Below are 23,791 nucleotides of genomic sequence, written 5' to 3'. Positions count from 1 at the left end.
TTTTCTCTTTAGTTAATTATACTAAAGTTTATATCTCATTAGCAATTATAAATATATTCTTAATACTTAATTAATATTTTATTGCTAAGCTAAATAACAAAAAAAGATTGCCAAGCGGCAATCTTTTTTATATTCCAAATATTTCCTTTTTCATATCACTTAATAAATCTCTGTCCATAGGCTCTAAACCTTCAAGTTTATACTTAACTCCCATAGTTTCATATTTATTAGCACCTAAAACATGATATGGTAAAAGCTCTATCTTTTCTACATTTTTAAGTGTATCAGTAAACTCTTTAACTTTTACTAAATGTTCCTTTGAGTCAGTTATTCCTGGTACTACAACATGTCTTATCCATAATTTTGTATTATTATCCTGACACGCCTTTAAAAATTCAAGTGATTTATCAATATCTTTTCCAACAAGTTCTTTATACCCTTCTTTATCTATATGTTTTACATCAAACATAACTAAATCAGTATATTTTAAAATTTCGTCATACTGTCCAAGACCAACTCCAGCTGTATCAAGTGTTGTATGAATACCTTCTTGTTTACAAAGTTTTAAAGTTTCTATTAAGAAATCTGGCTGAAGAAGTGGGTCCCCACCAGAAAATGTAACTCCACCACCTGATGATTGGAAATAAGTTTTATATCTTCTAATTTTATTTACTAATTCTTGTGGTGTATATTCATCTCCACCATTCATTGCCCAAGTATCTGGATTATGGCAGTATGCACATCTTATTGCACAACCTTGCATAAATGCAACAAATCTTATTCCTGGTCCATCAACAAGTCCCATACTCTCTATTGAATGTATTCTACCTTTTGTCATATAAAACTCCCCCAATTTCTAATTTATTTACAAAAAAGGTATGAAAGCAAAGCCTTCATACCTTTTATTTTCAAACTAACTTTTATAAAGCTGAATGGAATGTTCTGCTTACAACTTCTTGTTGTTGTGCTCTTGTAAGTCTTGTAAAGTTAACAGCATATCCTGAAACTCTTATTGTTAATGTTGGGTACTTCTCTGGATTTTCCATCGCATCAAGTAAAGTATCTCTATTAAATACATTTACATTTAAGTGATGAGCTCCTTGCTTAAAGTAACCATCAAGTAATCCTACAAGATTTGTAATTCTTCCATTCATATCTTTTCCAAGTGCATCTGGAACGATTGAGAATGTATTAGAAACTCCATCTTCACAAACATTATGATAAGGAATTTTAGCTACTGAATTTAAACTTGCAAGCGCTCCACTAGCATCTCTTCCGTGCATTGGGTTAGCTCCTGGTGCAAGTGCTTCTCCAAGCTTTCTTCCATCTGGTGTAGAACCAGTTTTCTTACCATAAACAACGTTTGATGTTATTGTTAAGATTGAAAGTGTATGCTTAGCATCTCTGTATAATGGATGCTTTTTAAGGTATGTGCTGAATAATGTAACAACCTGAACTGCTATATCATCAACTCTATCATCATCATTTCCGTATTTAGGGAATTCTCCTTCAATATCGAAATCTACTGCAATTCCATTTTCATTTCTTATTGGCTTAACTTTAGCATATTTAATAGCACTTAATGAGTCAGCAACAACTGAAAGTCCTGCTATTCCAAATGCCATTAATCTTTCTACTGAAGTATCATGTAATGCCATTTGTCCAGCTTCATAAGCATATTTATCATGCATGAAGTGAATTACATTCATTGTATCAACATATAGCTTAGCTACATAATCAAGAACTTTTCTGTAATTAGCTTTTATTACTTCAAAATCTAAAACTTCGTCTGTTATTGGCTTCATTCCAGCTATAACAGTTTTCCCTGTTTTCTCATCTACTCCACCATTTATTGTGTAAAGTAATGCTTTAGCAAGGTTTGCTCTAGCTCCAAAGAATTGCATTTGCTTACCAATAGTCATAGCTGATACACAACAAGCGATTGAATAATCATCACCATATACTGGTCTCATGATATCATCATTCTCATATTGGATTGAATCTGTTTCTATTGAAATATATGCACAGAATTTTTTAAATCCTTCTGGTAATCTATCTGACCATAAAACTGTTAAGTTTGGCTCTGGTGCAGCTCCAAGATTTATTAATGTATGAAGGTATCTGAATGAGTTTTTAGTAACAAGTGACTTACCATTAACACCCATACCAGCTAACCCTTCTGTTACCCATGTAGGATCTCCAGCAAATAAATCATTATACTCTGGACTTCTAAGGTGTCTTACAAGTCTTAATTTTATGATTAATTGATCAATTAACTCTTGAGCTTCTTTCTCTGTAATTGTTCCATTTTGTAAATCTCTTTCAACATATATGTCTAAGAATGTAGAAGTTCTACCTATTGACATAGCTGCTCCATTATTTTCTTTAATAGCTGCAAGGTATCCAAAGTATAAAGCTTGAATAGCTTCTTGTGCTGTTTGAGCTGGCTTAGAAATATCTGAACCATATCTAGCAGCCATTGCTTTGATTTCACCTAAAGCTCTAATTTGCATGTTTACTTCTTCTCTTTGTCTGATTAAATCATTTAACATATCACCAACAAGTTCATTTAAATCATTTTTCTTTTGAGCTATTAAATAATCTACTCCGTAAAGTGCTATTCTTCTGTAATCTCCTATAATTCTTCCTCTACCATAAGCATCTGGAAGACCTGTTAAAAGACCTGCTGATCTAGCTGCTCTAGTTTCATTTGTATAAGCATCGAAAACTCCTTGGTTATGAGTTTTTCTATACTCATTGAAATGCTTACCTATTTCTGCATCTAACTCAAATCCATACTCTTTTAAAGCTCCTTCAACCATTCTCATACCACCGTATGGGTTTACTATTCTTTTAAGAGGTGCATCTGTTTGAAGTCCTACTATAACTTCGTTATCTTTATCTATATATCCAGCCTCATAATTATTGATTCCTGATACTTTATCAGTAGCAACATCTATGATTCCTTTTTGAATTTCTTCTATAATTAATGCTTTGGCTTTAGCCCAAACTGCATCTGTCTTCTCTGTTGTTCCAGCTAAGAATTCTTTGTCCCCTGTAAATTCTGTATAGTTTTTTTGAATAAAGTTTCTTACGTCAATTCCTTCTGACCAAATTCCACCATTGAATCCATCCCATTGTTTAAACATAACTAAAAAACCTCCTAAAGTTTAATTCGATTGTTAAAAATATAACTATTTTTATACATCACTAAATTTAATTTCTACTCTATAATATTACTTTAACATTATTATTTACCAAAGTAAACATAGTAGTAGTAAATATTACTTTTTCTTAACATTTATCCAATAAAGATACATTTTAACTGTTATCTTACTAGATATCCCCTCATTTGTTTATGTTTATTAATTATTAACATTTACCTATTACTAATTAATAATATTTCTTTTTTAGGAATCTATGTTATATATTACCATTAAAATAGTTATTTTGTTACAAATGTAAGCTATTACATTAATATTTTTTTAACTATCTTTTTTAAAAATATAACTTCGTTTGCCTTAATTTAATTATATCACCCAATTATCCAAATACTTGAATTAACAGAAAATTTAGTATTTAAAAACAATTCCATATAAAACCCTTTAAAATAGCCATTTCATATGCTTAATAAAAAAACAATTTAATTTTTTTATTTTTTTTATAATTATTATCTAAAAAAAATCCAGATATCTTTTATTTTAAAAGATATCTGGATTTTAAATTTATTTATTATTTAATTTTTCTACTTCCTGGTTTAACATATGGTGTCCCTTCTTTACATAATGGGCAATTATCTGCATCATATGTTTCAATGTCAAGCTTAACTGAACTAAACATTGGATATTTAGTTACATTTGTAGAAGTTCTATCAACCATACATATAACAGCTACAACTATTCCACCATGAGCTTCTATTACAGCTGCTGCTTCATTAAAACTTTTTCCTGTTGTAACAACATCTTCTGTTATTATAATTCTTTGACCTTTTTTAATTTCGAAACCTCTTCTTAAAGTCATTTCTCCATTTTCTCTTTCTGTAAATATAGCAGGTTTTCCAAGTTGTCTTCCAATTTCATAAGCAACAACAACTCCGCCCATTGCTGGTCCTACTACTAAATCACATTCAACTTTTGCTTCTTTTAATTTTTCTACAACAATACTTAAAACTTTCTCTGCTTTATCAGGGTATTGTAATACCTTTGCACATTGACAGTATTTATTTGAATGCTTTCCTGAAGATAGTAAGAAGTGACCTTCTAATAATGCACCTGATTCTTTTAAAATTTCTATTACCATAATAAATTCCTCCTAATTTTTCACCATTATATTTTTTATTTATTCTATTTATAAATTAATTATTTTATTATCCCAACTATTTCATTGATATCTTTGATACCCTCTCTTATGCAGAAATCTTCCATACCTTGAATTATCTCTACTCCTGCTGTTGGATTTATAAAATTAATTGTTCCTATTTGTATTGCACTTGCACCAGCCATCATAAATTCTATTGCATCTTCTGCTGTACTAATTCCACCAAGTCCTATAACTGGTATGTCTACAGCTTTTGAAACTTCATAAACCATTCTAAGTGCAATTGGTTTTATAGCAGGACCTGAAAGTCCAGCGAACTTATTATTAAATATAGTTTCTCTTTTATTAATATCAATTGCCATACCTTTTAATGTATTAACAAGTGATATTGAATCTGCTCCACCTTCTTGACATTTTATAGCCATATCAACTATATCTTCTGCATTTGGTGATAATTTAACCATTAATGGTTTATTTGTTAGAGCTTTAATTTTTGCTACTACATCTTTTGCTACATCTGATTTAATACCAAATGCCATTCCACCTGATTTAACATTAGGACAAGATATATTAAGTTCTATCATATCAACATCTGTATCATTTAAAAGAATTATACCTTTTTCATAGTCCTCAATAGTTCCCCCACCAAGGTTAGCAATGATTTTAGTATTAAGGTTTCTCATTTTTGGAAGTTCATTCTTTATAAATCCTTCAACTCCTGGGTTTTGAAGTCCTACTGAATTCATTATCCCTTGTGATGTTTCATATATTCTTATTCCATCATTACCTTGTTTTTCATTTAATGTAAGTCCTTTTGATGAAATCCCACCAAGAATTCCTACATCATAAAAATTATTATACTCTGCTCCAAATCCAAAAGTCCCTGATGCTGCTATTACTGGATTTTTAAAATCTACTCCATTTATATTAACTTTTAACATAGATATCCCTCCTAAAATTCAACATCAAGTCCATTAAATACTGGACCATCTTTGCATACTCTTTTATTTCCTGACTTTGTTTTACATGTACATACAAGACATGCTCCAACTCCACAAGCCATATGTTTCTCCATAGAAATATATACATTAACACTATTTTCTTTGCATATTTCTACAACCCTCTTCATCATAACCTCTGGTCCACAACAAAGAACTGTATCATACTGCTTTATATTTCTAAGAAGTGGATCTGTTACAAATCCTTTTTCTCCATGTTTACCACTATTCGTAGCTATAAAAGTTTCATTAACATAATTTGATATTTCATCAGTAAGATATACATCTTCTCTAAATCCACCATAGAAATCTGCTTTTTCTATGCCATTTAGTTTAAGCTGTTTTGCAAGTTCAAGCATAGGTGCAACACCTATTCCTCCACCAACTATTGCAACTCTTCCATATTCCTTCTGTGTATCAAATCCATTACCAAGTGGTCCTATAAGTTTAAGCTCACTCCCCACCTTCATCTTTTCAAGTTCTTTTGTTCCAATTCCAACAACGGCATAAACAAATCTTATAATATCATCTTCAACTTCACATACACTTATTGGTCTTCCAAGGAAAGCAAGTTCTCCTTTAAGCATATAAAACTGTCCTGCTTTAACACCTGATTTATGCTTTACCTTCATAGAAAAAATCCCATTTGAAATCTCTTTATTTTCAGTAACAATAGTATTTACAAACTCCATAGCCATATAAACTTTCTCCTTTAACACTCAGATTATTTTAATCTCTCTACAGCACTTTTTATTTCATCTCTCATTCTTATAGCTTCATTTCTAGAACATTTTGCAAAGTTTAACTCATCATTTTGCTCTTTATATGCAAGTAAAATCTTTCTTGATGAATTTACAACGCCACCATTTCCATTATTTAAATACTTAGCTACATCTTCAGCTTTTCCACCTTGTGCTCCATAACCTGGAATTAAGAAAAACATGTTTTTAAAATCATCTCTTATTTTTTCTGCATTCTCACTATGAGTACATCCTATAACGCCACCAATTGCACTATATCCTGATGTTCCTATAGAACTTTCTCCAAGAGATGTTATCTTTTCTCCTACTATGTCATATATAGTTTTACTTTCTTCACTTTTAACAAACTCTATATCTTGTGCTCCTTTGTTAGAAGTTCTAACAAGTACAAATGCTCCTTTTTTACCACTTTCAAAGTATGGCATATAAGGCTCTATACTATCCATCCCCATATATGGGCTAAGTGTTATAAAATCTGCTTCAAAATCTCCCTCAAAGTGAGCTTTTGCATACATTGTTGCAGTTGCTGCTATATCTCCTCTTTTTATATCTGCTATACTTATAGCTTCTTTTTCTCTTAAATATTCAAGAGTTCTTTTATAAGCCATTAATCCTTCAAGACCTAACGCTTCATAATATGCTATTTGTACTTTAAAGCATGATACAACATCTAATGTTTCATCTATTATTTCTTTATTAAAAGCAAATAAATAATCTGCTACTTTATTATCAAATTTATTTTTAAAAAACTCTGGTATATAATCTACACTTGTATCAAGTCCTAAACACACAACACCATTTTGTTCTACTTTTTCATATAATTTATCTATTATCATTTCTTTATCCCCCTAAAATTTACTGCTATAAACAACTTTTCCAGCTTTTATAGTCATTAATATATCACCATATAACTTAATTCCATCAAAAGGAGTATTTTTACTTTTTGATACAAGTTTTTGTCTATCAACAATAAACTCTTTATCTGTATCAATTAATACTAAATCTCCATCAAATCCAATTTGAATTTTACCTTTATTTATATTAAGTATTTCCCCTGGTCTACCACTCATTAGATCAGAGATCTTATTAAGATTCATTCCTTCTTCTTTAACAAGTTTTGTATAAACTACTGAGAAAGCAAGTTCTATACCTGTAAGTCCTGGTGCACCTTTTTCTTTTTCCTCATCTGTATGCGGTGCATGGTCTGTTCCTATACAATCTACAACACCTTGTCTTATAGAATCTATTACAGCTTTCACATCCTCTTTTTCTCTTATTGGAGGATTTACTCTATAATTGCTTATACTTGTATCAAAGAATATATGATGTGGTGTTACCTCACATGTAATATTCTCTGCTACATCTTTAGCTCTTTTAATCTCTTCAAGTGCTTCTATTGTACTAACATGCGACATATGAAGTTTAGCTCCTGTATACTTTGCAAGTTCTAAATCTCTATGTGTCATCATATTTTCTGCAAGTCGCATACTAATTTTTGATAAATCATGATCTTCTGCATGTGACATAACAATCCAGTTATTTCTTTTAGCTATAAGCATAGCATCATGCATTATCTTAGAATCACACACGCCTCTTCCATCATCAGTTATAACTTTTATTCTATCAGTTCCCTCAAAGTTATCTAAATGACTTAAAGTTTTTCCATCTAAGTTCTTTGTTATAGTACAACACTGATATGCATCTACAAGCCCTACTTCTTTTGCTCTATTTTCAACCATATTTATAACTTCTAAAGTGCTTGATATAGGATTTGTATTCCCCATAAGTGTAACTGCTGTGTATCCACCCCTTGAGGCTGCCTTTGATCCTGTTTCTATATCTTCCTTATGTGTAAAACCTGGATCTCTAAAGTGTGCATGTGTATCAATAAATGCTGGCATTACAACCTTTCCCTGTGCATCTATAGTTTCACAATCTTTCTCTATCTTTTCCCCAATTTCTTTTATAATTCCATTCTCTATATAAATATCGCCATAAAAATTATGCGATTTATCAATTCCATTTACATTTTTTATTAATAGATTCATAAATATCATCTCCTATATAAAATTAATTATTTAAATTTAATCTCATTGCTACAAAAATCACAAGTATATTTCCCTTTTTCTTTATCAACTAAAGTAAATGTTGGCTTAACATAATTTTCATGATTAGTTACACATTTTTGATTTTCACATTTTTTAATTTTATATTCCATTTATGCTACCCCCAAAAGTTTTGCTATTAATGCCATTCTTACATACATCCCTATTTTAGCTTGACTAAAATATTTAGCTCTTTTATCCGCATCTACCTCATAACTAATTTCATTAACCCTTGGTAGTGGATGTAATACTATCATGTCCTCTTTTGCAAGTTTCATCTTATTTAAATCTAAGATATAACTATCTTTTAATCTATCATACTCTTTTTCATCATCAAATCTTTCTTTTTGTATTCTTGTCATATAAAGAATATCACATTCCTTGATGCCTTCTTCTAAGCTCTCAATTTCTTCATACTCTAAATTATTTTTTTCAAGTATTTCTTCTCTTATATAATCTGGAACTCTAAGCTCCTTTGGTGATATTAGTATAAACTTATTATTTTTATATCTTGATAAAGCCTTAATAAGCGAATGTACTGTTCTTCCATATTTTAAATCGCCACAGAGTGCTATAACATTACCATCTAATTTTTTCATATATTTTTTTATTGTAAATAAATCGGTTAAGGTTTGAGTTGGATGTTGATGCCCTCCATCACCTGCATTTATAACTGGTGCCTGTGAGTACATTGATGCAAGCTTTGCTGATCCTTCAAGAGGATGTCTCATTGCTATAACATCTGCATAACAGCCGACTGTTTGAATTGTGTCCCTTATAGATTCTCCCTTTGATACAGAGCTTGCCTTTGCATCTGAAAAACCTAGGACTTGTCCCCCAAGTCTTAACATAGCTGCCTCAAATGACAATCTAGTTCTCGTACTTGGTTCATAGAAAAGTGTCGCAAGTATTTTACCCTTACATAATTCAGCAAAATCACTTGGATTTTTTATTATTTGATTGGAAAGCTCAAAAATTTCATCAATTTCTTCTATCGTAAAATCTTTAGGCTCTATAAGATGTTTATGTTTTAAGTCATTTACTCTCATGTTATTCACTCCTTTTTAACCTCTCTGTGTTAAATTTAAAGAAGATATAGTACAATTTTTTACAAAAAAAAGCCCTCCGTATAAAGGAAGACTTGTATCGCACTAAATCAAGACAAATATAGTGTTTATCTCAAAATCAACTTCCTTATTGACCTCTCTGGATCAAATTAAAGGTTTCTTAAATTGACTTTATTCTACCATTTTATAAATTTTATGTCAAGAAATTAATTCCACTTCGTCATAATATTATCCCACATCATTTTTCCAACCTTAGCAAGAGTCATAGTTCCATAAACAGAATTAGGTATATTTGATGACATAACTGCAAATGTAAATTCACCCTTATTAATCTTTATAAATTCTGTATCATTCTCTATTCCCTTCTTATCTCCACTCTTACTTGATATATCAAATTTCAAATCATCTGGAATATATAGTGCAAGCTTATTTTTTTTCTGTTGCCTTGCTAAAATATCAATAAGCATTGTAGAATTCTCTCTATTTAAAAATGTAGCCTGATGAAGCACTTTCCAAATTATACATAGATCCCTCGAACTAATAATATTTTCTATCTCCACTGGTGTTCTCTCATCATTAGTTTTTCTATTAAGCGTTGTATTTTTAAGACCAAGTATTCCTATTGTCTCATTTATTTTCCCCATACCAACTATATCTATAATTTTATTAGCAGCAGTATTATCACTTTGTATAAGCATTGCTACAAGTAATTCAAATATTGTATATTCTCTATCATTAAATTCATGTATTATTCCATTACCATATACTTTATCTTCTTTTTCAATTTTTATTTTATCTAAGAAGCTAATTCTTTTTTCCTCTTCTTCTTTTATAAGTGCTATGGCTATTGGCAGTTTCATACATCCTGCTGCTGTCATTTTAACGTTTTCATTATACCCGAATACATATCCACTTCTTAAATCCTCAAAATGAAAACTATAATCACCTATTCTTGTATCTAAATAATCCTCTATTTCTTGCATTAAATAACACCCACTTTTCAAATATATTTTTATTATTGCTAGCTAGTATAAATATATTCATATGCCATCATTCCTATACTTATTTTTTAAAATAAAAAAAGACCCATAGATTTCTCTATGGATCATGGAATAATTAGTCTGCTAAGTTTGCGATTAATTCTGCAATACCTTCTGCAGCAGCAGCTTCGTCATCACCATTAGCGATTACTGTTACCTTTGCATCTCTACCAACAGCTAATGATAAAACACCTATTAAACTCTTAACATTTGCTTTTTTACCATTAAACTCTAAACTTACATCTGATTTGAAAGATGAAGCCTTTTTTACTAATAATGTAGCAGGTCTAGCATGTAAACCTGTTGCATTTTTAACTAAAACTTCTTTAGTTATCATTACACACACCTCTTTTAATTTATATTTTAATATAAAACGTATTTATATCTATATACTATTATAATAATTTTTACTAAAAATTTCAACAAAAATTCTATTTATCTCATTGCTTTTACAAATGTTTCTATTCTATTCATACCTTTTACAATATTTTCCTCAGAAGTAGCATAAGAAAGTCTAATATAATCATCATTTCCAAATGCAATACCAGGTATTAGCATGACATTCTCATTTTCTAATAATTTATTTGTAAATTCTGATGAACTTTTTATTTCATCATTAAACAAATTCGAAACATTTATAAAACAATAAAATGCTCCTTTTGGAGTAATATAAGTAATATCTTTAATATTTTTTAAATGCTTAACCATTAAATTTCTTCTTTTTTCAAATATTTCAACCATTTTATTAAGTTCTTCATCCTCTCCTATTAATGCTTCAAGACCAGCATATTGTGCTATTGTATTAGGATTTGATGTAGTATGACTTTGTATTGTAGACATAATTTTTGTAATTTCTTTATTTGCACCACAGTATCCAAGTCTCCACCCTGTCATTGCATGTGATTTAGAAAAACCATTTATAACAATAGTTCTATTAAAAGCATCATCACTGATACTCGCTATGCTAATATGTGGATTATTCTGATTATCATAATTTAACTTTTCATAAATTTCATCAGATATAATAAATAAATCTAATTCCTCACAAACTTTTGCAATATCCTCAAGTTCTTCTTTTGTATATATTGCACCTGTTGGATTATTAGGACTATTTATTATAATAGCTTTTGTCTTGTTTGTTAAATTATCTTTTATATCCTTTGATGTTAATTTAAAATCTGTTTTTTCAGATGTTTTTACTAAAATTGGAACACCATCTGCAAGTTTTATAAGTTCTGGATAACTAACCCAATATGGAACTGCCATTATAACTTCATCAAAAGGATTAAGAATTGCTAAAAATGAATTAGCAAGACTTTGTTTCGCCCCTGTTGATACTACAATATTAGATTCTTCAAAGTTCAAATTATTATCATTTTTAAATTTCCCACATATAGCAGTCTTTAGCTCAATCATTCCTGATGCTGCTGTATACTTATTTTTTCCAGCATCCATAGCCATTTTTGCTGCATTAATAATATTTTTAGGAGTATTAAAATCAGGTTCCCCAACCCCAAAACTTATTACATCTATACCAGATTTCCTCATTTCTCCTGCCTTTGCAGTTAACTCAAGTGTCACTGATGCTGACATATTTTTAGCTTTTTTTGATAATTCTTTCATAACCCCGCCTCCAATAAACATTAAATATATTTATTTAAAATATATCATTTTTATTTTCAAAAGTAAACATTTGTTAATTTATAAAAAAAACACATTTTACTGATGTAAAATGTGTTTTAACTCTAATTCTAATATTTACTTTGCATAATCAACTGCACGAGTTTCTCTAATAACATTGATCTTGATTTGTCCTGGATATTCAAGTTTACTTTCAACATCCTTAACAATATTTCTAACAAGTTCAATAGCTCCTGCATCATCAATTACATCTGGTTTAACCATTATTCTAATTTCTCTACCTGCTTGAATAGCATATGATTTCTCTACACCATCATATGAATCTGCTATTTCTTCTAATTTTTCTAGTCTTTTAATGTAAGCTTCTAAAGTTTCTCTTCTAGCCCCTGGTCTTGCTGCTGATATAGCATCTGCTGCCTGAACAAGTACTGCTTCTAAACTTTCCATCTCAACATCACCATGATGTGCTGCTATAGCATTCACCACGATACTAGATTCATTATATTTCTTAGCTAAATCTCCACTAATAAGTGCGTGAGGTCCTTCAATCTCTTGATCTACACCTTTTCCTATATCGTGTAAAAGTGCAGCTCTCTTAGCTATTGTTGGATCCATTCCAAGCTCTGATGCCATAAGCCCAGCAAGATATGATACTTCTATAGAATGCTTAAGAACATTTTGACCATAACTTGTTCTATACTTAAGTCTTCCTAAAAGTTTAATTATCTCTGGGTGTAATCCATGTACACCAGTTTCAAATGTAGCTTGTTCTCCCTCTTCTTTGATATCATTTTCAACATCTCTAATTGACTTCTCAACCATCTCTTCAATTCTTGCTGGATGAATTCTTCCATCAACTATTAATTTTTCAAGTGCCATTCTAGCAACTTCTCTTCTTACAGGATCAAAGCTTGAAAGTATAACTGCTTCTGGAGTGTCATCAATTATTAAATCTACCCCTGTAAGTGTCTCAAGCGTTCTTATATTTCTACCTTCTCTCCCTATAATTCTACCCTTCATTTCATCATTAGGTAATGCTACAACATGAACAGTTGTTTCTGATACGTGATCAGCAGCACATCTTTGAATAGCCGTAGTTATTATTTCTCTAGCTTTTTTATCAGCTTCTTCCTTAGCTTTATTCTCCATGTCCTTGATCATCATTATACTTTCATGTTTAATTTCTCTTCTTACTTCATCTAATAAAATTTCTTTTGCATTTGAGCTTGTTAAACCTGATATTCTTTCAAGTTCCTCTCTTTGCTTAAGGTGTAATCCCTGTATGCTTGCCTCTAAATCTTCAACTTCTTGTATTTTGACATTTATACTCTCATCTTTCTTATCTAACACATCAGCTTTCTTATCTAAAGATTCTTCTCTTTGTATAACTCTTTTCTCTAATCTTTGAACTTCATTTCTTCTCTCACGAGACTCTTTTTCAACATCAGATCTTAATCTGTGTGCCTCTTCCTTAGCTTCTAATATAGCTTCTTTCTTAATTGCATCGGCATCTTTCTTTGCAGTTTCAAGTTTGTTTTCAGCATCTTTCACTAAAGTATCCACCTTAGTTTCTGTAGCTTTTTGTATTGACTTGTAAACTATAAAACCACCAATAATTACAATTGCTATCGCTATTATTATCATTATTATTCCTGTATCCATAATACAAACTCCTCCCTGCGTAGGCATCTATAAAGCAATATTTAGCCATTTATAAGGTTTTTGTTTGTCTTAAATAAAATACTAATTAATCAATTACATAAAACCAGTATTTGTTATTATTGTATAGCATATAATTTCTTATGTCAAGATTATGGAAGTATTCTCTCCCTTAAAATTACAAATATTTCACACTAAATAATTCCTTTATTATTCTATACTAAAAATAAAAAAAAACACCACCTAAATCGGTGATGTTTTCTTTTATTTATTTGTATTAATTACTGATTTGTTTTTAACAAAGTAATCTACACCAGAAATTATTGTTATTATTAAAGCGATATATAAAGTGATATCTGGCACATAAGCAAAGAATTGTATTAATAATTTGCTTGAATTAATAATATCTGCAATAAATGGCGTAGTTGCTATATTTGCAACTATTAGTAATAATACTATTGCTATCATTTGGAATACTGTTTTTATTTTTCCCCAATTACTCGCAGCAATGACATGTCCTTCTGCTGCTGCAACAGATCTTAGACCTGATACTGCAAATTCTCTAGCTATTATAATAACAGCAATCCATGCTGGTATTATATTTATACCAACAAGTGTTATAAGTGCTGCTGTAACTAATAATTTATCTGCAAGTGGATCCATAAATTTTCCAAAGTTAGTAACTTGATTTCTACTTCTAGCTATATATCCATCTAATTTATCAGTTATTGATGCTAGTATAAATATGATTGTAGCTATAAGTGTTCCATATGGTATTATGTCAGTCGACATACATAATAAAAATATTGGAACAAGTATAACCCTTAATACTGTCAATTTATTTGCTAAATTCATTCTTTACACTCCTATTATTCTAGTAATTAACCGTCTAACTTAAGACAACTAAAAATAACTATTATTAACAACTCATTTAGTCCTATATAATATTATAACAATTTCTATATTATTGTCTATAATTTTGAGTCTTTAAATTTAAATATATTATAAATTTTCTATTTCTTCTTTACTAATTAATACATGTCTTGGCTTATTTCCATCTTTTTCTGATATAATTCCCATCTCTTCCATCTGTTCTATCATTCTAGCAGCTCTATTAAATCCTATTTTTAACCTTCGCTGTATGAAAGAAGCTGAAACTTGTCCACTATCTACAATAAGTTTTATTGCTTCATCTATCAAATCATCCTGATCATCTGATGAGCTACCACCTTTACCACCCGATACTGCACTTTCCATATGCTTATTAATCTCCTCTTCATAGTTGTTTGAAATTTTATTCTCTAAACACTTCACATGTTCTACAACCTGCTCAACCTCTTCTTCAGAAATAAAAGCACCTTGTACTCTCATATTACCAGATTTCCCTATAGGGTGGAATAACATATCCCCTCTACCTAAAAGTTTCTCTGCACCTGTGCTATCAAGTATAGTTCGTGAATCAATCTGACTTGATACAGAAAATGATATTCTTGATGGAATATTAGCTTTAATAACTCCTGTTATTACATCAACTGATGGTCTTTGTGTTGCTATAACTAAATGCATACCTGCCGCTCTAGCTTTTTGTGCAAGTCTACAAATATAATCTTCCACATCACCTGGACAAACCATCATAAGGTCAGCAAGCTCATCTACAATAATAACTATATAAGGAAGTCTTTCTCCATTTTTAACTCTACCAATTTCAATCATATTATTATATGAACCAATATTTCTTGCTCCATTTTCTGCAAAAAGATTATACCTTCTATCCATTTCTTTAACTGCCCAAAATAATGCACCAGATGCCTTTTTAGGGTCTGTAACAACTGGTATAAGTAAATGTGGAATACCATTATAAACACTAAGTTCAACAACTTTTGGGTCAACCATTAAAAGCTTAACTTCATCTGGAGAATATTTATATAAAATACTTACAATAAGTGTATTTATACAAACACTTTTTCCAGAACCAGTTGCACCTGCTATAAGTAAATGTGGCATTGCTGATAAATCAACTACTACTGGTTTTCCCTCTATACTTTTACCAAGAGCACATGCAACATTTGATTTACTATCATTAAAATCATTTGTCTCTATTATTTCTCTAAAATAAACTGGTGTTTGCTTTAAATTAGGAACTTCTATTCCAACCGCAGCTTTCCCTGGAATAGGTGCTTCTATTCTAACCGCACCTGCTGCTGCAAGACCTAGTGCTATATCATTTGAAAGATTTACAATTTTATTAACCTTTATACCTGCTCGTGGTTGTATTTCATACCTTGTAACAGATGGACCCTTAGTTACATTTAAAAGTTCTGCCTGAACTCCAAAACTAAGCAATACCTCTTCTAACTTATTAGCATTTCTTAAAAGTTCTTGTTTCTCCTCAGGTGTCATTTCTGACCTTGTATTTACTTTTAAAAGATCTGCTGTTGGAAATAGATACTCATTTTTTTTAATAATTTCTTCATCAATAATATCTTCAGATTCATTTTTTTCAGCATACCTAACTTTTTCAGTTTTAATTACTGGTACACGTTCTATTTCTTTTTCCTTAGCTACACTAATATCATTATGTATAGTTTCATCTTTTACACTTGTATCTCTAGTTTCCATTATTATTTTGCTCTCAACACTATCTTTCCTAATCTCTTCATTCTTAATTCTACTAAAATCTAAGACTTCAATAACCTCTAATGACTCATTATTTTTTTTCTCTTTAATATTATCATTAGATATTTCTAACACTTCTTCATCTTTATCATTCTCTTCAAGCGTTACATTATTCATAAAGTCTATCATTTTCATTCTATTCTCAACTTCACTCCTAAGATTATTATCCGATATAGTATCATCAATATTATTACTTTCATTATTATTCCTAACTTGTGTATTTCTATTAGCCACTTTAATATTTGATAGCTTTTCTCTTTGTGTATTTATTTTTTTAGTAGCTTTTTTTTGAATCTTTTTCCCCTTACTATGAACATCATATGCAACCCCTCTTATATTATAGTTAAATACAAGTATAGAACATATTACATATGCTGCAGCTATTAATATATATATACCAACATCACCTATAAGCTTATACAGCGGTAATATTATAATAAAAGTTATAAAACCACCATGTAAATACGTATTAGAAACTAAAAACTTTCCAAAAGAATTTATTATATCCTTATCTACATATAATTTCATATTTATTGTTTGTATAAGAATAATACTAACTATAACAATTCCTGATATTCCCCAATATTTTCTTGTTATAGTTAACTTTTGTTTTAAAAAATAGTGCTTTACCGATATATATAAACAAAATATTGGTATAAGAAAAGCACCTATTCCAAATAACGTTATAAATATTTCTTTAGATATTGTACTTAAATATCCAAGTTTATTTGTATATAGGCTAAACATAAATATTAACGAACATGCAATTGCTACAATTCCATATATTTCACTATTATTTTTTTCAGACTTCACTTCTCTTGAAATACTCTTTGTATCCCTTCTTTGCTTTTTATTACTATTTTTTCCCGTCTTTTTGGCAGTTGCCATCCTGCTAAATCACCTCTCTTGTAATTTTAATTTCCGTATAAATTAAAAAATCCCCATAAAAAATACATATACTTGATATTTTACTCTTAAAAAAGAAATCAATCAATTATTTATTAGTTAAAATTATGTAAAAAAAGTCATAGAATATATCTATGACTTCTTTCCTATTAATTCATCTAGTTTTTTCATTGCTACACTTACTCCACCGAGTTCATCAATAATACCTGCTTTTACAGCCTCATCTCCAATAAGAATAGAACCCATATCATTAAGTAAATCATTTGTCTTAAGCATTAATTTTTTTAAATTACTTTTACTTATTTTAGAATTTCTGACAACAAAATCATCTATTCGTTCTTGCATTTTTTCAAAGTACTTAAAAGTTTGTGATACTCCTATAACAAGACCTGTCATTCTAATTGGATGGACAATCATAGTTGCTGATGGTGAAATAAATGAATAATTAGTAGCTGTTGCTAGTGGAACTCCAATAGAATGTCCACCACCTATAACTAATGATACACTTGGCTTACTCATACTGCTTATTATCTCAGCTATTGCAAGACCTGCTTCTACATCTCCACCAACAGTATTTAAAAGAAATAGTACACCTTTTACTTTTTCGCTTCTTTCAATCTCAATAAGCTGTGGTATCATATGTTCATACTTTGTTGTTTTCATCTGTGGATTTGACTCTTGATGACCTTCAATTAATCCAATAATACTTATAACTTGTATATTATCCTCTTTTTTCCGTTTATCATCTTCTTCAGTTTTATCTATATTTCCAATAGATTTTATTTGACCAATCTTTGACTCATTATCATCAACTTTACTTTCTTCCGTCTTTATAACTTTTTCTTTTTCAATATCTTCTTCATTTAAAAACATAAAAACCCCTCCTGCATATACTTATAATTTGCAAGAAAGGTCCTATTTATTCATTATTAAAGAAATACTTTATGAAGAGAGTTTATAGCTTCTTGTACTTTTGCAGTTTCAACAAGGCACCATATAGTCATATGTGAGTCAGCACTTTGCAAAACATCTATACCTTTTTTATCTAAAGTAGCAACTATTTTAGCCATTACTCCTGGTATACCTCTCATTTTAGTACCAACAACAGCTATCTTACTTAAGTTCTCAATCAATTCAAATTTTATATTATGTTTAGTCATTATATCTTCAAATAAAATTTTCTTTTCATCACATATTGTAAATATTTTTTGCTTCGGGAAAATATTTATAAGGTCTAAACTTATACCCTCATCAGCTAATATAGTTAAAACATCTCTATACATATCTTTATTATCTTTATTTTGATTTGCATCTATTTCAACTTGAATTCTATTTGTTTGATGTGTTATACCTGTAATAATATTATTAGCTTCTCTATCACCAATGCTATCTATTCTAGTTCCTTTACAATCTGACATTGTATTTTTAATTATTAACGGTATATTACCTCTCATTGCAGCTTCTACAGCTCTTGGGTGTATAACTTTTGCACCTTGTTCTGCTAACTCAAATATTTCATTATAACTTATTTTATTTATAAGCTTTGCATCACAAACTATTCTAGGGTCCGCAGTCATCATTCCATCTACATCAGTAAATATTTGAACTTCCTTTGCTGAAAGTGAAGCACCTAAAATTGCACCTGTAGTATCACTACCACCCCTTCCAAGTGTTGTAAAAAATCCATCTCTATTAATCCCTTGGAAACCTGCTACTACTGGAACTCTTCCACTCTTTAACACTTCTAAAATATGTTTAGGATCAATATCAATAGGTTCTGCTTCCTTAAAATTGCTATCAGTTAATATCCCAGCCTGTCCACCTGTTAATGGAACAGCATTAATACCAGCCTCTAAAAACTCATTACTCATAGCTACTGTACTAATTATTTCACCACATGCCATAAGCATATCTGTAGCCATTTTATTCTCTTCTTTAAACTTATCCCCAACAAGTCCTAAAAGAGAATCAGTTGCATAAGGCTCCCCTTTTCTACCCATAGCAGAAACAACCACAACTGGCATTTCCCCTAAATCTAATACTTCTCTAACTTTTCTAATTACCATTTCTCTTCGTTCTTTTGTTGATACTGATGTACCACCAAACTTTTGAACTATAATATCCACTAGACCACGCCCCTATAAATTTACTTTTCGCATAAGCTCTTGCTCTGCATCTAAAATAATAGTTCGAGCTCCAATTTTTCTAACATACTCCCAATCTACTTCATAATAATCAGGTGAATTGTTTAAAAAACCAAATTTACTGCTCCCTATATTTAATAATAATAATTTAAAATTACCTTTATCGTCAACAATTATATCATTACTTGCAAGAGTCTCATACTTTTCTCCATCATTAACATTTATTATTTCATACTTTTCAATTTCACTTAAATATTTTATATTACTCATCATATATCACCCCTATTATATTAAATTATGAGGAAACAATGATAGATATGATAAAAATGTATAAAATAAAAGGGCAATTTTTTCAAATTGCCCATCTACTACTTCTGTTCTTCTGTTTCTTTTTTTGCTGCTTCATCAACTAAAACATCTCTTCTTGAAAGATTAACTCTTCCTTGAGGATCTATTTCTGTGATTTTTACTAATATTTCATCACCAACTGAAACAACATCTTCAACCTTATTAACTCTCTCTAGAGCTAATTTAGATATGTGTACTAATCCTTCTTTATTAGGAAGAATTTCTACAAAAGCACCAAAAGTAGTTATTTTAGTAACTTTCCCAAGATATACTTCACCTGGTTTAAGCTCTTTTGTTAATCCTTCGATTATCGCCATTGCTTCTTTAACACCAGCTGAACTTTCTGAAGATACGAATACTAAACCATCTTCTTTTATGTCAATCTTAACTCCAGTATCGGCTATAATTTTATTTATAATCTTACCACCAGCACCTATTACATCTCTGATTTTATCAGGGTTGATTCTAAGTGTTGAAGTTTTAGGAGCATAGAATGAAACTTCTTCTCTAGCTGCAGGAATACATTCTTTAATTTTATCAAGGATATGCATTCTAGCAACTCTAGCATCAACTATAGCGTTTCTGATTATAGATTCTGATAAACCTGCAATCTTTGTATCAACTTGTATTGATGTTATACCTTTTTCAGTTCCAGCAACTTTAAAGTCCATATCTCCAAAGAAATCTTCTATTCCTTGAATATCTGTTAAAACGCCTTCTTCTGTTAAGTCATCTGATGTGATAAGTCCCATAGCAATTCCTGCTGCAGGTCTCTTAAGTGGAACACCAGCTGCTAAAAGCGCAAGTGTACTACCACAAACTGAAGCCTGTGATGTAGATCCATTTGAACTTAAAACTTCTGAAACAAGTCTTATTGTATATGGGAAATCATTCTCTGAAGGTATAAGCGGCTCTAAAGCTCTTTCAGCTAAAGCACCATGACCTATTTCTCTTCTTCCTGGACCTCTTAAAGGTCTAACTTCTCCAACACTATAAGCTGGGAAATTATAATGATGCATATATCTTTTTTGAACTTCTTCACTTAATCCATCAAGTGTTTGATATTCTCCAACACCACCAAGTGTAGCCACAGTCATTACTTGTGTAGCCCCTCTTGTAAATAGACCTGTACCATGAGTTCTTGGTAATATGTCAATTTCACAACCAATCTCTCTTACTTTATTGAAAGGTCTACCATCTGGTCTTAACTTTTCTTTAAGTAACATGTGTCTAACACATTTCTTTTGAGTGTTGTAAATAGCTTCTGCAACATCTGATAATTTCTCTGCATACTTCTCATTGAATTCCTCAGATATTTTACCTTTAACGATACTCATAGCTTCATTTCTAGCATCTTTATCAATTATGTGCATAGCTTCATTAATCATATCATGAGCAAAAGCTTTTATATCAGCTTGAACTTGTGCATCAACTTCATGAAGTTCTGGAACTATTTTTTCTTTTCCAAATGAAGCCATAGCTTCTTCTTGGAATTTTATTATTGGTTGACATTCATCAAATCCAAATTTAATAGCACTTATCATAACTTCTTCAGGTATTTCATTTCCACCTGCTTCTATCATCATAACTCTCTCACTTGTAGAACAAACTGTTAATTGCATTTCACTTTTAGCTCTTTGCTCTGAATTAGGGTTTGTTATGAACTCACCACCTATTAAACCTACTTGCACTGCTGCAACTGGTGTTGTATATGGTACACTTGATAAGCATAATGCTGTAGATGCAGCATTTATAGCTAATATTTCTGGTAAATTATCCATTTCTACTGAAACAACAGTACAAACAACCTGAACATCACTTCTATATCCATTAGGGAAAAGTGGTCTTATTGTTCTATCAACAGCTCTACCATTTAATATTGAATGCTGTGATGGTCTTCCTTCTCTTTTGATAAATCCTCCTGGGATTTTACCAACTGAGTAAAGTCTTTCTTCATATTCAACACTTAACGGGAAAAAGTCTATACCCTCTCTTGGTTTTTCTGATGCATTTGCATTTGTTAAAATTACAGTATCTCCATAACTCATAAAAATAGCTGCATCTGATAACATTCCTATTCTACCAAACTCTACTTTTAGAGTTCTTCCTGCTAATTGTATTTCGTGTGTATTAATCATACTGAATACCTCCTTTCAATAACTAACTGGTAAAAGTTTATAATTTAAATATTTTTAAAATAATAGAGCGGAATATACCCGCTCTACTAAATTTATTTTTTATTAAAAGACTATCTTCTTAATTCTAAAGCTTTTATTACAGTTCTATATCTTTCGATATCTTGCTTAGTTAAGTAGTTTAATAATCCTCTTCTTTGTCCAACCATCATTAAAAGACCTCTTCTTGAGTGGTGATCTTTCTTGTGCATTTTTAAGTGACCTGTTAACATGTTAATTCTTTCTGTTAAAAGAGCGATTTGAACCTCTGGTGAACCAGTGTCCCCTTCGTGTCTTCCGTATTGTACGATTAATTCTTCTTTTCTAGCTTTATCCATTGATAAACACCTCCGTTATATTATCCCCTAAGCTCCATGAAAAAGGCGTTACCCAAAATCTTAGAACTAGGTTCTATATGATTATATCAAAAGTCTATTTTATTGTAAATAACGTTTTACAAATTCTTTTTTATTTTTCTCTGATATGCATACATTTTATCTTTTTCTAGCTGTTTTTTCAAACTTTCTAATGAATCGAACTTTTTTTCTCCTCGAATCCACTCAATAAAATGTACTGAAATATTTTTATTATAAATATCTTTTGAAAAATTTAGTATATAAGTTTCAACTGTTGTCGCATTTCCATTGACAGTTGGATTATTCCCAACAGAAGTTATGCTCTTAAATAAAACACCTTCAATCTCTGTATTCGTATAATAAACACCAATTTTAGGCAATGCAACCTTTTTATCTATATCTAAATTAGCAGTTGGAAATCCTATTGTTCTTCCTAATTTTTTACCTCCAATAATTTTTCCATCTAATGTGAAATTTCTTGTAAGCAAATCATTAGCTAATTCAATACTTCCTTTAGATATAAGTTCTCTTATACTACTTGAACTTACTATCTTCCCTTCTGATTTATATGCTTTTTTAACAATAAGCTCAAAATTATACTTTTCGCTTAATTTTTCTAAAAGTTTTATATCACCTTTATTTTTATATCCAAATCTATAATTGAATCCAACTACAAATCCTTTTGTATTAAATCTTTTTAGCAGGAAAATAATAAATTCCTCTGCCTCCATTGTCATCATCTCTAAATCAAATTTATATAAACAGACAATATCAACACCTAAATTTTCTAAAACAGATATTTTTTCTTTGTTACTCATTATAATTTTAGGTATAGAAGCTTTATTTATAATAGTTAATGGATGATTTTCAAATGTATAAACCATACTTCGAGAGTTTTTTTCCTTACATATTTTCAACAGTTCATCTATAAGTGTTAAATGACCTTTATGTAGTCCATCAAAACTACCTAGTGCAATATAAGTCTTTTCTTTTAATCTACCCCTAAAAGTTTGATCTATTAACATCATACTTATTACCCCTCTACTAATTGTTTTTCTATTTTAAAGCCATTCTTTCCAAGTTTACCAAGTCCAATTAAGTTTTTCTCTAAATCATACACTCTATATAAAACATCTTTTTTAATGTTATTCTCGCTATAAAGTTTATTATCCATTACAGCTACACCATTAATTAAAAGTTTTCTAAACTTTTCATCTTTTATAAAAAATTGTGGAAATGATTCTAAAGCATCATCTATAGATATAATATTACCTTCTAAAGATTCACTTGTTAAATCATCTATATTTACAGCATTTCCTATTAAAAATGGTCCATTTTGAATTCTTTCAAGTGATGTCATTACAGCTCCAACACCAAGTTTTTCTCCTATATCAAAACACAAGCTTCTTATATATGTTCCCTTTGAACAATAAACATCCATAGTTATATTAGGTATATCTATAACTATATTTTCTAATGAATGTATAGTTATAGGTCTAGGTTCACGCTCTATTACAATACCTTTTCGCGCAAGTTCATATAACCTTACACCATCTTTTTTTAATGCTGAATACATTGGTGGAACTTGCATTATATCTC

Annotated in this window: 21 protein-coding genes and 1 pseudogene; all 22 read right to left on the bottom strand. The window is 30.2% G+C overall.

What is annotated here, in order from left to right; translation table 11 throughout:
• Positions 1–127 precede the first annotated feature (127 nt).
• Entirely contained in the window at positions 128–838 is a 711-nt protein-coding gene (gene pflA / locus Q0V15_RS02515; protein ID WP_297435672.1) for a pyruvate formate-lyase-activating protein, read from the bottom strand.
• A gap of 82 nt (positions 839–920) precedes the next feature.
• Positions 921–3,149, bottom strand: coding sequence for a formate C-acetyltransferase (pflB, locus tag Q0V15_RS02510; protein ID WP_297435671.1), 2,229 nt, complete (start codon positions 3,147–3,149; stop codon positions 921–923).
• 583 nt (positions 3,150–3,732) lie between these two features.
• Complete coding sequence (pyrE, locus tag Q0V15_RS02505; protein WP_297435669.1) at positions 3,733–4,299, bottom strand: orotate phosphoribosyltransferase; 567 nt, start codon at positions 4,297–4,299, stop codon at positions 3,733–3,735.
• 59 nt (positions 4,300–4,358) lie between these two features.
• On the bottom strand, positions 4,359–5,258 hold the full coding sequence (locus Q0V15_RS02500; RefSeq protein ID WP_297435667.1) for a dihydroorotate dehydrogenase: 900 nt from the start codon (positions 5,256–5,258) through the stop codon (positions 4,359–4,361).
• Positions 5,259–5,269: 11 nt separating this feature from the next.
• Positions 5,270–6,013, bottom strand: a complete 744-nt coding sequence (locus Q0V15_RS02495; RefSeq protein WP_297435665.1) for a dihydroorotate dehydrogenase electron transfer subunit — start codon at positions 6,011–6,013, stop codon at positions 5,270–5,272.
• 26 nt (positions 6,014–6,039) lie between these two features.
• Positions 6,040–6,912 carry an orotidine-5'-phosphate decarboxylase gene (gene pyrF, locus Q0V15_RS02490; RefSeq protein ID WP_297435663.1) on the bottom strand — a complete coding sequence of 291 codons (873 nt, stop codon included), beginning with the start codon at positions 6,910–6,912 and terminating at the stop codon, positions 6,040–6,042.
• A 12-nt stretch (positions 6,913–6,924) separates the two neighbouring features.
• Complete coding sequence (locus tag Q0V15_RS02485) at positions 6,925–8,124, bottom strand: dihydroorotase family protein (RefSeq protein WP_297435661.1); 1,200 nt, start codon at positions 8,122–8,124, stop codon at positions 6,925–6,927.
• Positions 8,125–8,150: 26 nt separating this feature from the next.
• Positions 8,151–8,294 (bottom strand): aspartate carbamoyltransferase, encoded by a 144-nt coding sequence (locus tag Q0V15_RS02480; RefSeq protein WP_297435660.1) that lies wholly within the window; start codon positions 8,292–8,294, stop codon positions 8,151–8,153.
• Positions 8,295–9,230 carry an aspartate carbamoyltransferase gene (gene pyrB, locus Q0V15_RS02475; protein WP_297435658.1) on the bottom strand — a complete coding sequence of 312 codons (936 nt, stop codon included), beginning with the start codon at positions 9,228–9,230 and terminating at the stop codon, positions 8,295–8,297.
• Between the two features lie 224 nt (positions 9,231–9,454).
• Positions 9,455–10,231 (bottom strand): serine hydrolase, encoded by a 777-nt coding sequence (locus Q0V15_RS02470; RefSeq protein WP_297435656.1) that lies wholly within the window; start codon positions 10,229–10,231, stop codon positions 9,455–9,457.
• A gap of 133 nt (positions 10,232–10,364) precedes the next feature.
• Positions 10,365–10,625, bottom strand: a complete 261-nt coding sequence (locus Q0V15_RS02465) for an HPr family phosphocarrier protein (RefSeq protein WP_297435654.1) — start codon at positions 10,623–10,625, stop codon at positions 10,365–10,367.
• Positions 10,626–10,723: 98 nt separating this feature from the next.
• Positions 10,724–11,911 carry a pyridoxal phosphate-dependent aminotransferase gene (locus Q0V15_RS02460; RefSeq protein WP_297435652.1) on the bottom strand — a complete coding sequence of 396 codons (1,188 nt, stop codon included), beginning with the start codon at positions 11,909–11,911 and terminating at the stop codon, positions 10,724–10,726.
• Between the two features lie 135 nt (positions 11,912–12,046).
• The gene (gene rny / locus Q0V15_RS02455) at positions 12,047–13,591 is read right to left on the bottom strand and encodes a ribonuclease Y (RefSeq protein WP_297435651.1); all 1,545 of its coding nucleotides are present in this window, start codon (positions 13,589–13,591) and stop codon (positions 12,047–12,049) included.
• 261 nt (positions 13,592–13,852) lie between these two features.
• On the bottom strand, positions 13,853–14,443 hold the full coding sequence (pgsA, locus tag Q0V15_RS02450) for a CDP-diacylglycerol--glycerol-3-phosphate 3-phosphatidyltransferase (protein ID WP_297435649.1): 591 nt from the start codon (positions 14,441–14,443) through the stop codon (positions 13,853–13,855).
• A gap of 147 nt (positions 14,444–14,590) precedes the next feature.
• Positions 14,591–17,152, bottom strand: coding sequence for a DNA translocase FtsK (locus Q0V15_RS02445; RefSeq protein WP_297435647.1), 2,562 nt, complete (start codon positions 17,150–17,152; stop codon positions 14,591–14,593).
• A gap of 150 nt (positions 17,153–17,302) precedes the next feature.
• Positions 17,303–18,043 carry a ClpP family protease gene (locus Q0V15_RS02440; RefSeq protein ID WP_297435646.1) on the bottom strand — a complete coding sequence of 247 codons (741 nt, stop codon included), beginning with the start codon at positions 18,041–18,043 and terminating at the stop codon, positions 17,303–17,305.
• A gap of 56 nt (positions 18,044–18,099) precedes the next feature.
• Positions 18,100–19,296, bottom strand: a complete 1,197-nt coding sequence (gene dapG / locus Q0V15_RS02435; RefSeq protein WP_297435644.1) for an aspartate kinase — start codon at positions 19,294–19,296, stop codon at positions 18,100–18,102.
• 12 nt (positions 19,297–19,308) lie between these two features.
• Positions 19,309–19,587 (bottom strand): YlmC/YmxH family sporulation protein, encoded by a 279-nt coding sequence (locus Q0V15_RS02430; RefSeq protein WP_297435642.1) that lies wholly within the window; start codon positions 19,585–19,587, stop codon positions 19,309–19,311.
• Between the two features lie 95 nt (positions 19,588–19,682).
• On the bottom strand, positions 19,683–21,800 hold the full coding sequence (locus tag Q0V15_RS02425) for a polyribonucleotide nucleotidyltransferase (protein ID WP_297435640.1): 2,118 nt from the start codon (positions 21,798–21,800) through the stop codon (positions 19,683–19,685).
• A 110-nt stretch (positions 21,801–21,910) separates the two neighbouring features.
• Entirely contained in the window at positions 21,911–22,174 is a 264-nt protein-coding gene (rpsO, locus tag Q0V15_RS02420; protein WP_297435638.1) for a 30S ribosomal protein S15, read from the bottom strand.
• Positions 22,175–22,290: 116 nt separating this feature from the next.
• A complete protein-coding gene (locus Q0V15_RS02415; protein WP_297435637.1) occupies positions 22,291–23,220 on the bottom strand; it encodes a bifunctional riboflavin kinase/FAD synthetase in 930 nt (309 codons plus the stop codon).
• A gap of 5 nt (positions 23,221–23,225) precedes the next feature.
• Positions 23,226–23,791 (bottom strand): annotated as a pseudogene (gene truB, locus Q0V15_RS02410) (tRNA pseudouridine(55) synthase TruB); the annotation flags it as partial.

The organism is uncultured Clostridium sp. (assembly GCF_947036855.1).
GTDB lineage: Bacteria > Bacillota > Clostridia > Clostridiales > Clostridiaceae > Sarcina.
Note: the sequence above shows the minus strand (reverse complement) of the source record. Positions and strands in the feature narration are given on the sequence as shown.

What these genes read in the sequence shown, in the direction of transcription:
- pflA (WP_297435672.1), bottom strand. Translation starts at nt 838, where the DNA reads ATGACAAAAGGTAGAATACATTCAATAGAGAGTATGGGACTTGTTGAT.
- pflB (WP_297435671.1), bottom strand. Translation starts at nt 3,149, where the DNA reads ATGTTTAAACAATGGGATGGATTCAATGGTGGAATTTGGTCAGAAGGA.
- pyrE (WP_297435669.1), bottom strand. Translation starts at nt 4,299, where the DNA reads ATGGTAATAGAAATTTTAAAAGAATCAGGTGCATTATTAGAAGGTCAC.
- Q0V15_RS02500 (WP_297435667.1), bottom strand. Translation starts at nt 5,258, where the DNA reads ATGTTAAAAGTTAATATAAATGGAGTAGATTTTAAAAATCCAGTAATA.
- Q0V15_RS02495 (WP_297435665.1), bottom strand. Translation starts at nt 6,013, where the DNA reads ATGGCTATGGAGTTTGTAAATACTATTGTTACTGAAAATAAAGAGATT.
- pyrF (WP_297435663.1), bottom strand. Translation starts at nt 6,912, where the DNA reads ATGATAATAGATAAATTATATGAAAAAGTAGAACAAAATGGTGTTGTG.
- Q0V15_RS02485 (WP_297435661.1), bottom strand. Translation starts at nt 8,124, where the DNA reads ATGAATCTATTAATAAAAAATGTAAATGGAATTGATAAATCGCATAAT.
- Q0V15_RS02480 (WP_297435660.1), bottom strand. Translation starts at nt 8,294, where the DNA reads ATGGAATATAAAATTAAAAAATGTGAAAATCAAAAATGTGTAACTAAT.
- pyrB (WP_297435658.1), bottom strand. Translation starts at nt 9,230, where the DNA reads ATGAGAGTAAATGACTTAAAACATAAACATCTTATAGAGCCTAAAGAT.
- Q0V15_RS02470 (WP_297435656.1), bottom strand. Translation starts at nt 10,231, where the DNA reads ATGCAAGAAATAGAGGATTATTTAGATACAAGAATAGGTGATTATAGT.
- Q0V15_RS02465 (WP_297435654.1), bottom strand. Translation starts at nt 10,625, where the DNA reads ATGATAACTAAAGAAGTTTTAGTTAAAAATGCAACAGGTTTACATGCT.
- Q0V15_RS02460 (WP_297435652.1), bottom strand. Translation starts at nt 11,911, where the DNA reads ATGAAAGAATTATCAAAAAAAGCTAAAAATATGTCAGCATCAGTGACA.
- rny (WP_297435651.1), bottom strand. Translation starts at nt 13,591, where the DNA reads ATGGATACAGGAATAATAATGATAATAATAGCGATAGCAATTGTAATT.
- pgsA (WP_297435649.1), bottom strand. Translation starts at nt 14,443, where the DNA reads ATGAATTTAGCAAATAAATTGACAGTATTAAGGGTTATACTTGTTCCA.
- Q0V15_RS02445 (WP_297435647.1), bottom strand. Translation starts at nt 17,152, where the DNA reads ATGGCAACTGCCAAAAAGACGGGAAAAAATAGTAATAAAAAGCAAAGA.
- Q0V15_RS02440 (WP_297435646.1), bottom strand. Translation starts at nt 18,043, where the DNA reads ATGTTTTTAAATGAAGAAGATATTGAAAAAGAAAAAGTTATAAAGACG.
- Q0V15_RS02430 (WP_297435642.1), bottom strand. Translation starts at nt 19,587, where the DNA reads ATGATGAGTAATATAAAATATTTAAGTGAAATTGAAAAGTATGAAATA.
- Q0V15_RS02425 (WP_297435640.1), bottom strand. Translation starts at nt 21,800, where the DNA reads ATGATTAATACACACGAAATACAATTAGCAGGAAGAACTCTAAAAGTA.
- rpsO (WP_297435638.1), bottom strand. Translation starts at nt 22,174, where the DNA reads ATGGATAAAGCTAGAAAAGAAGAATTAATCGTACAATACGGAAGACAC.
- Q0V15_RS02415 (WP_297435637.1), bottom strand. Translation starts at nt 23,220, where the DNA reads ATGATGTTAATAGATCAAACTTTTAGGGGTAGATTAAAAGAAAAGACT.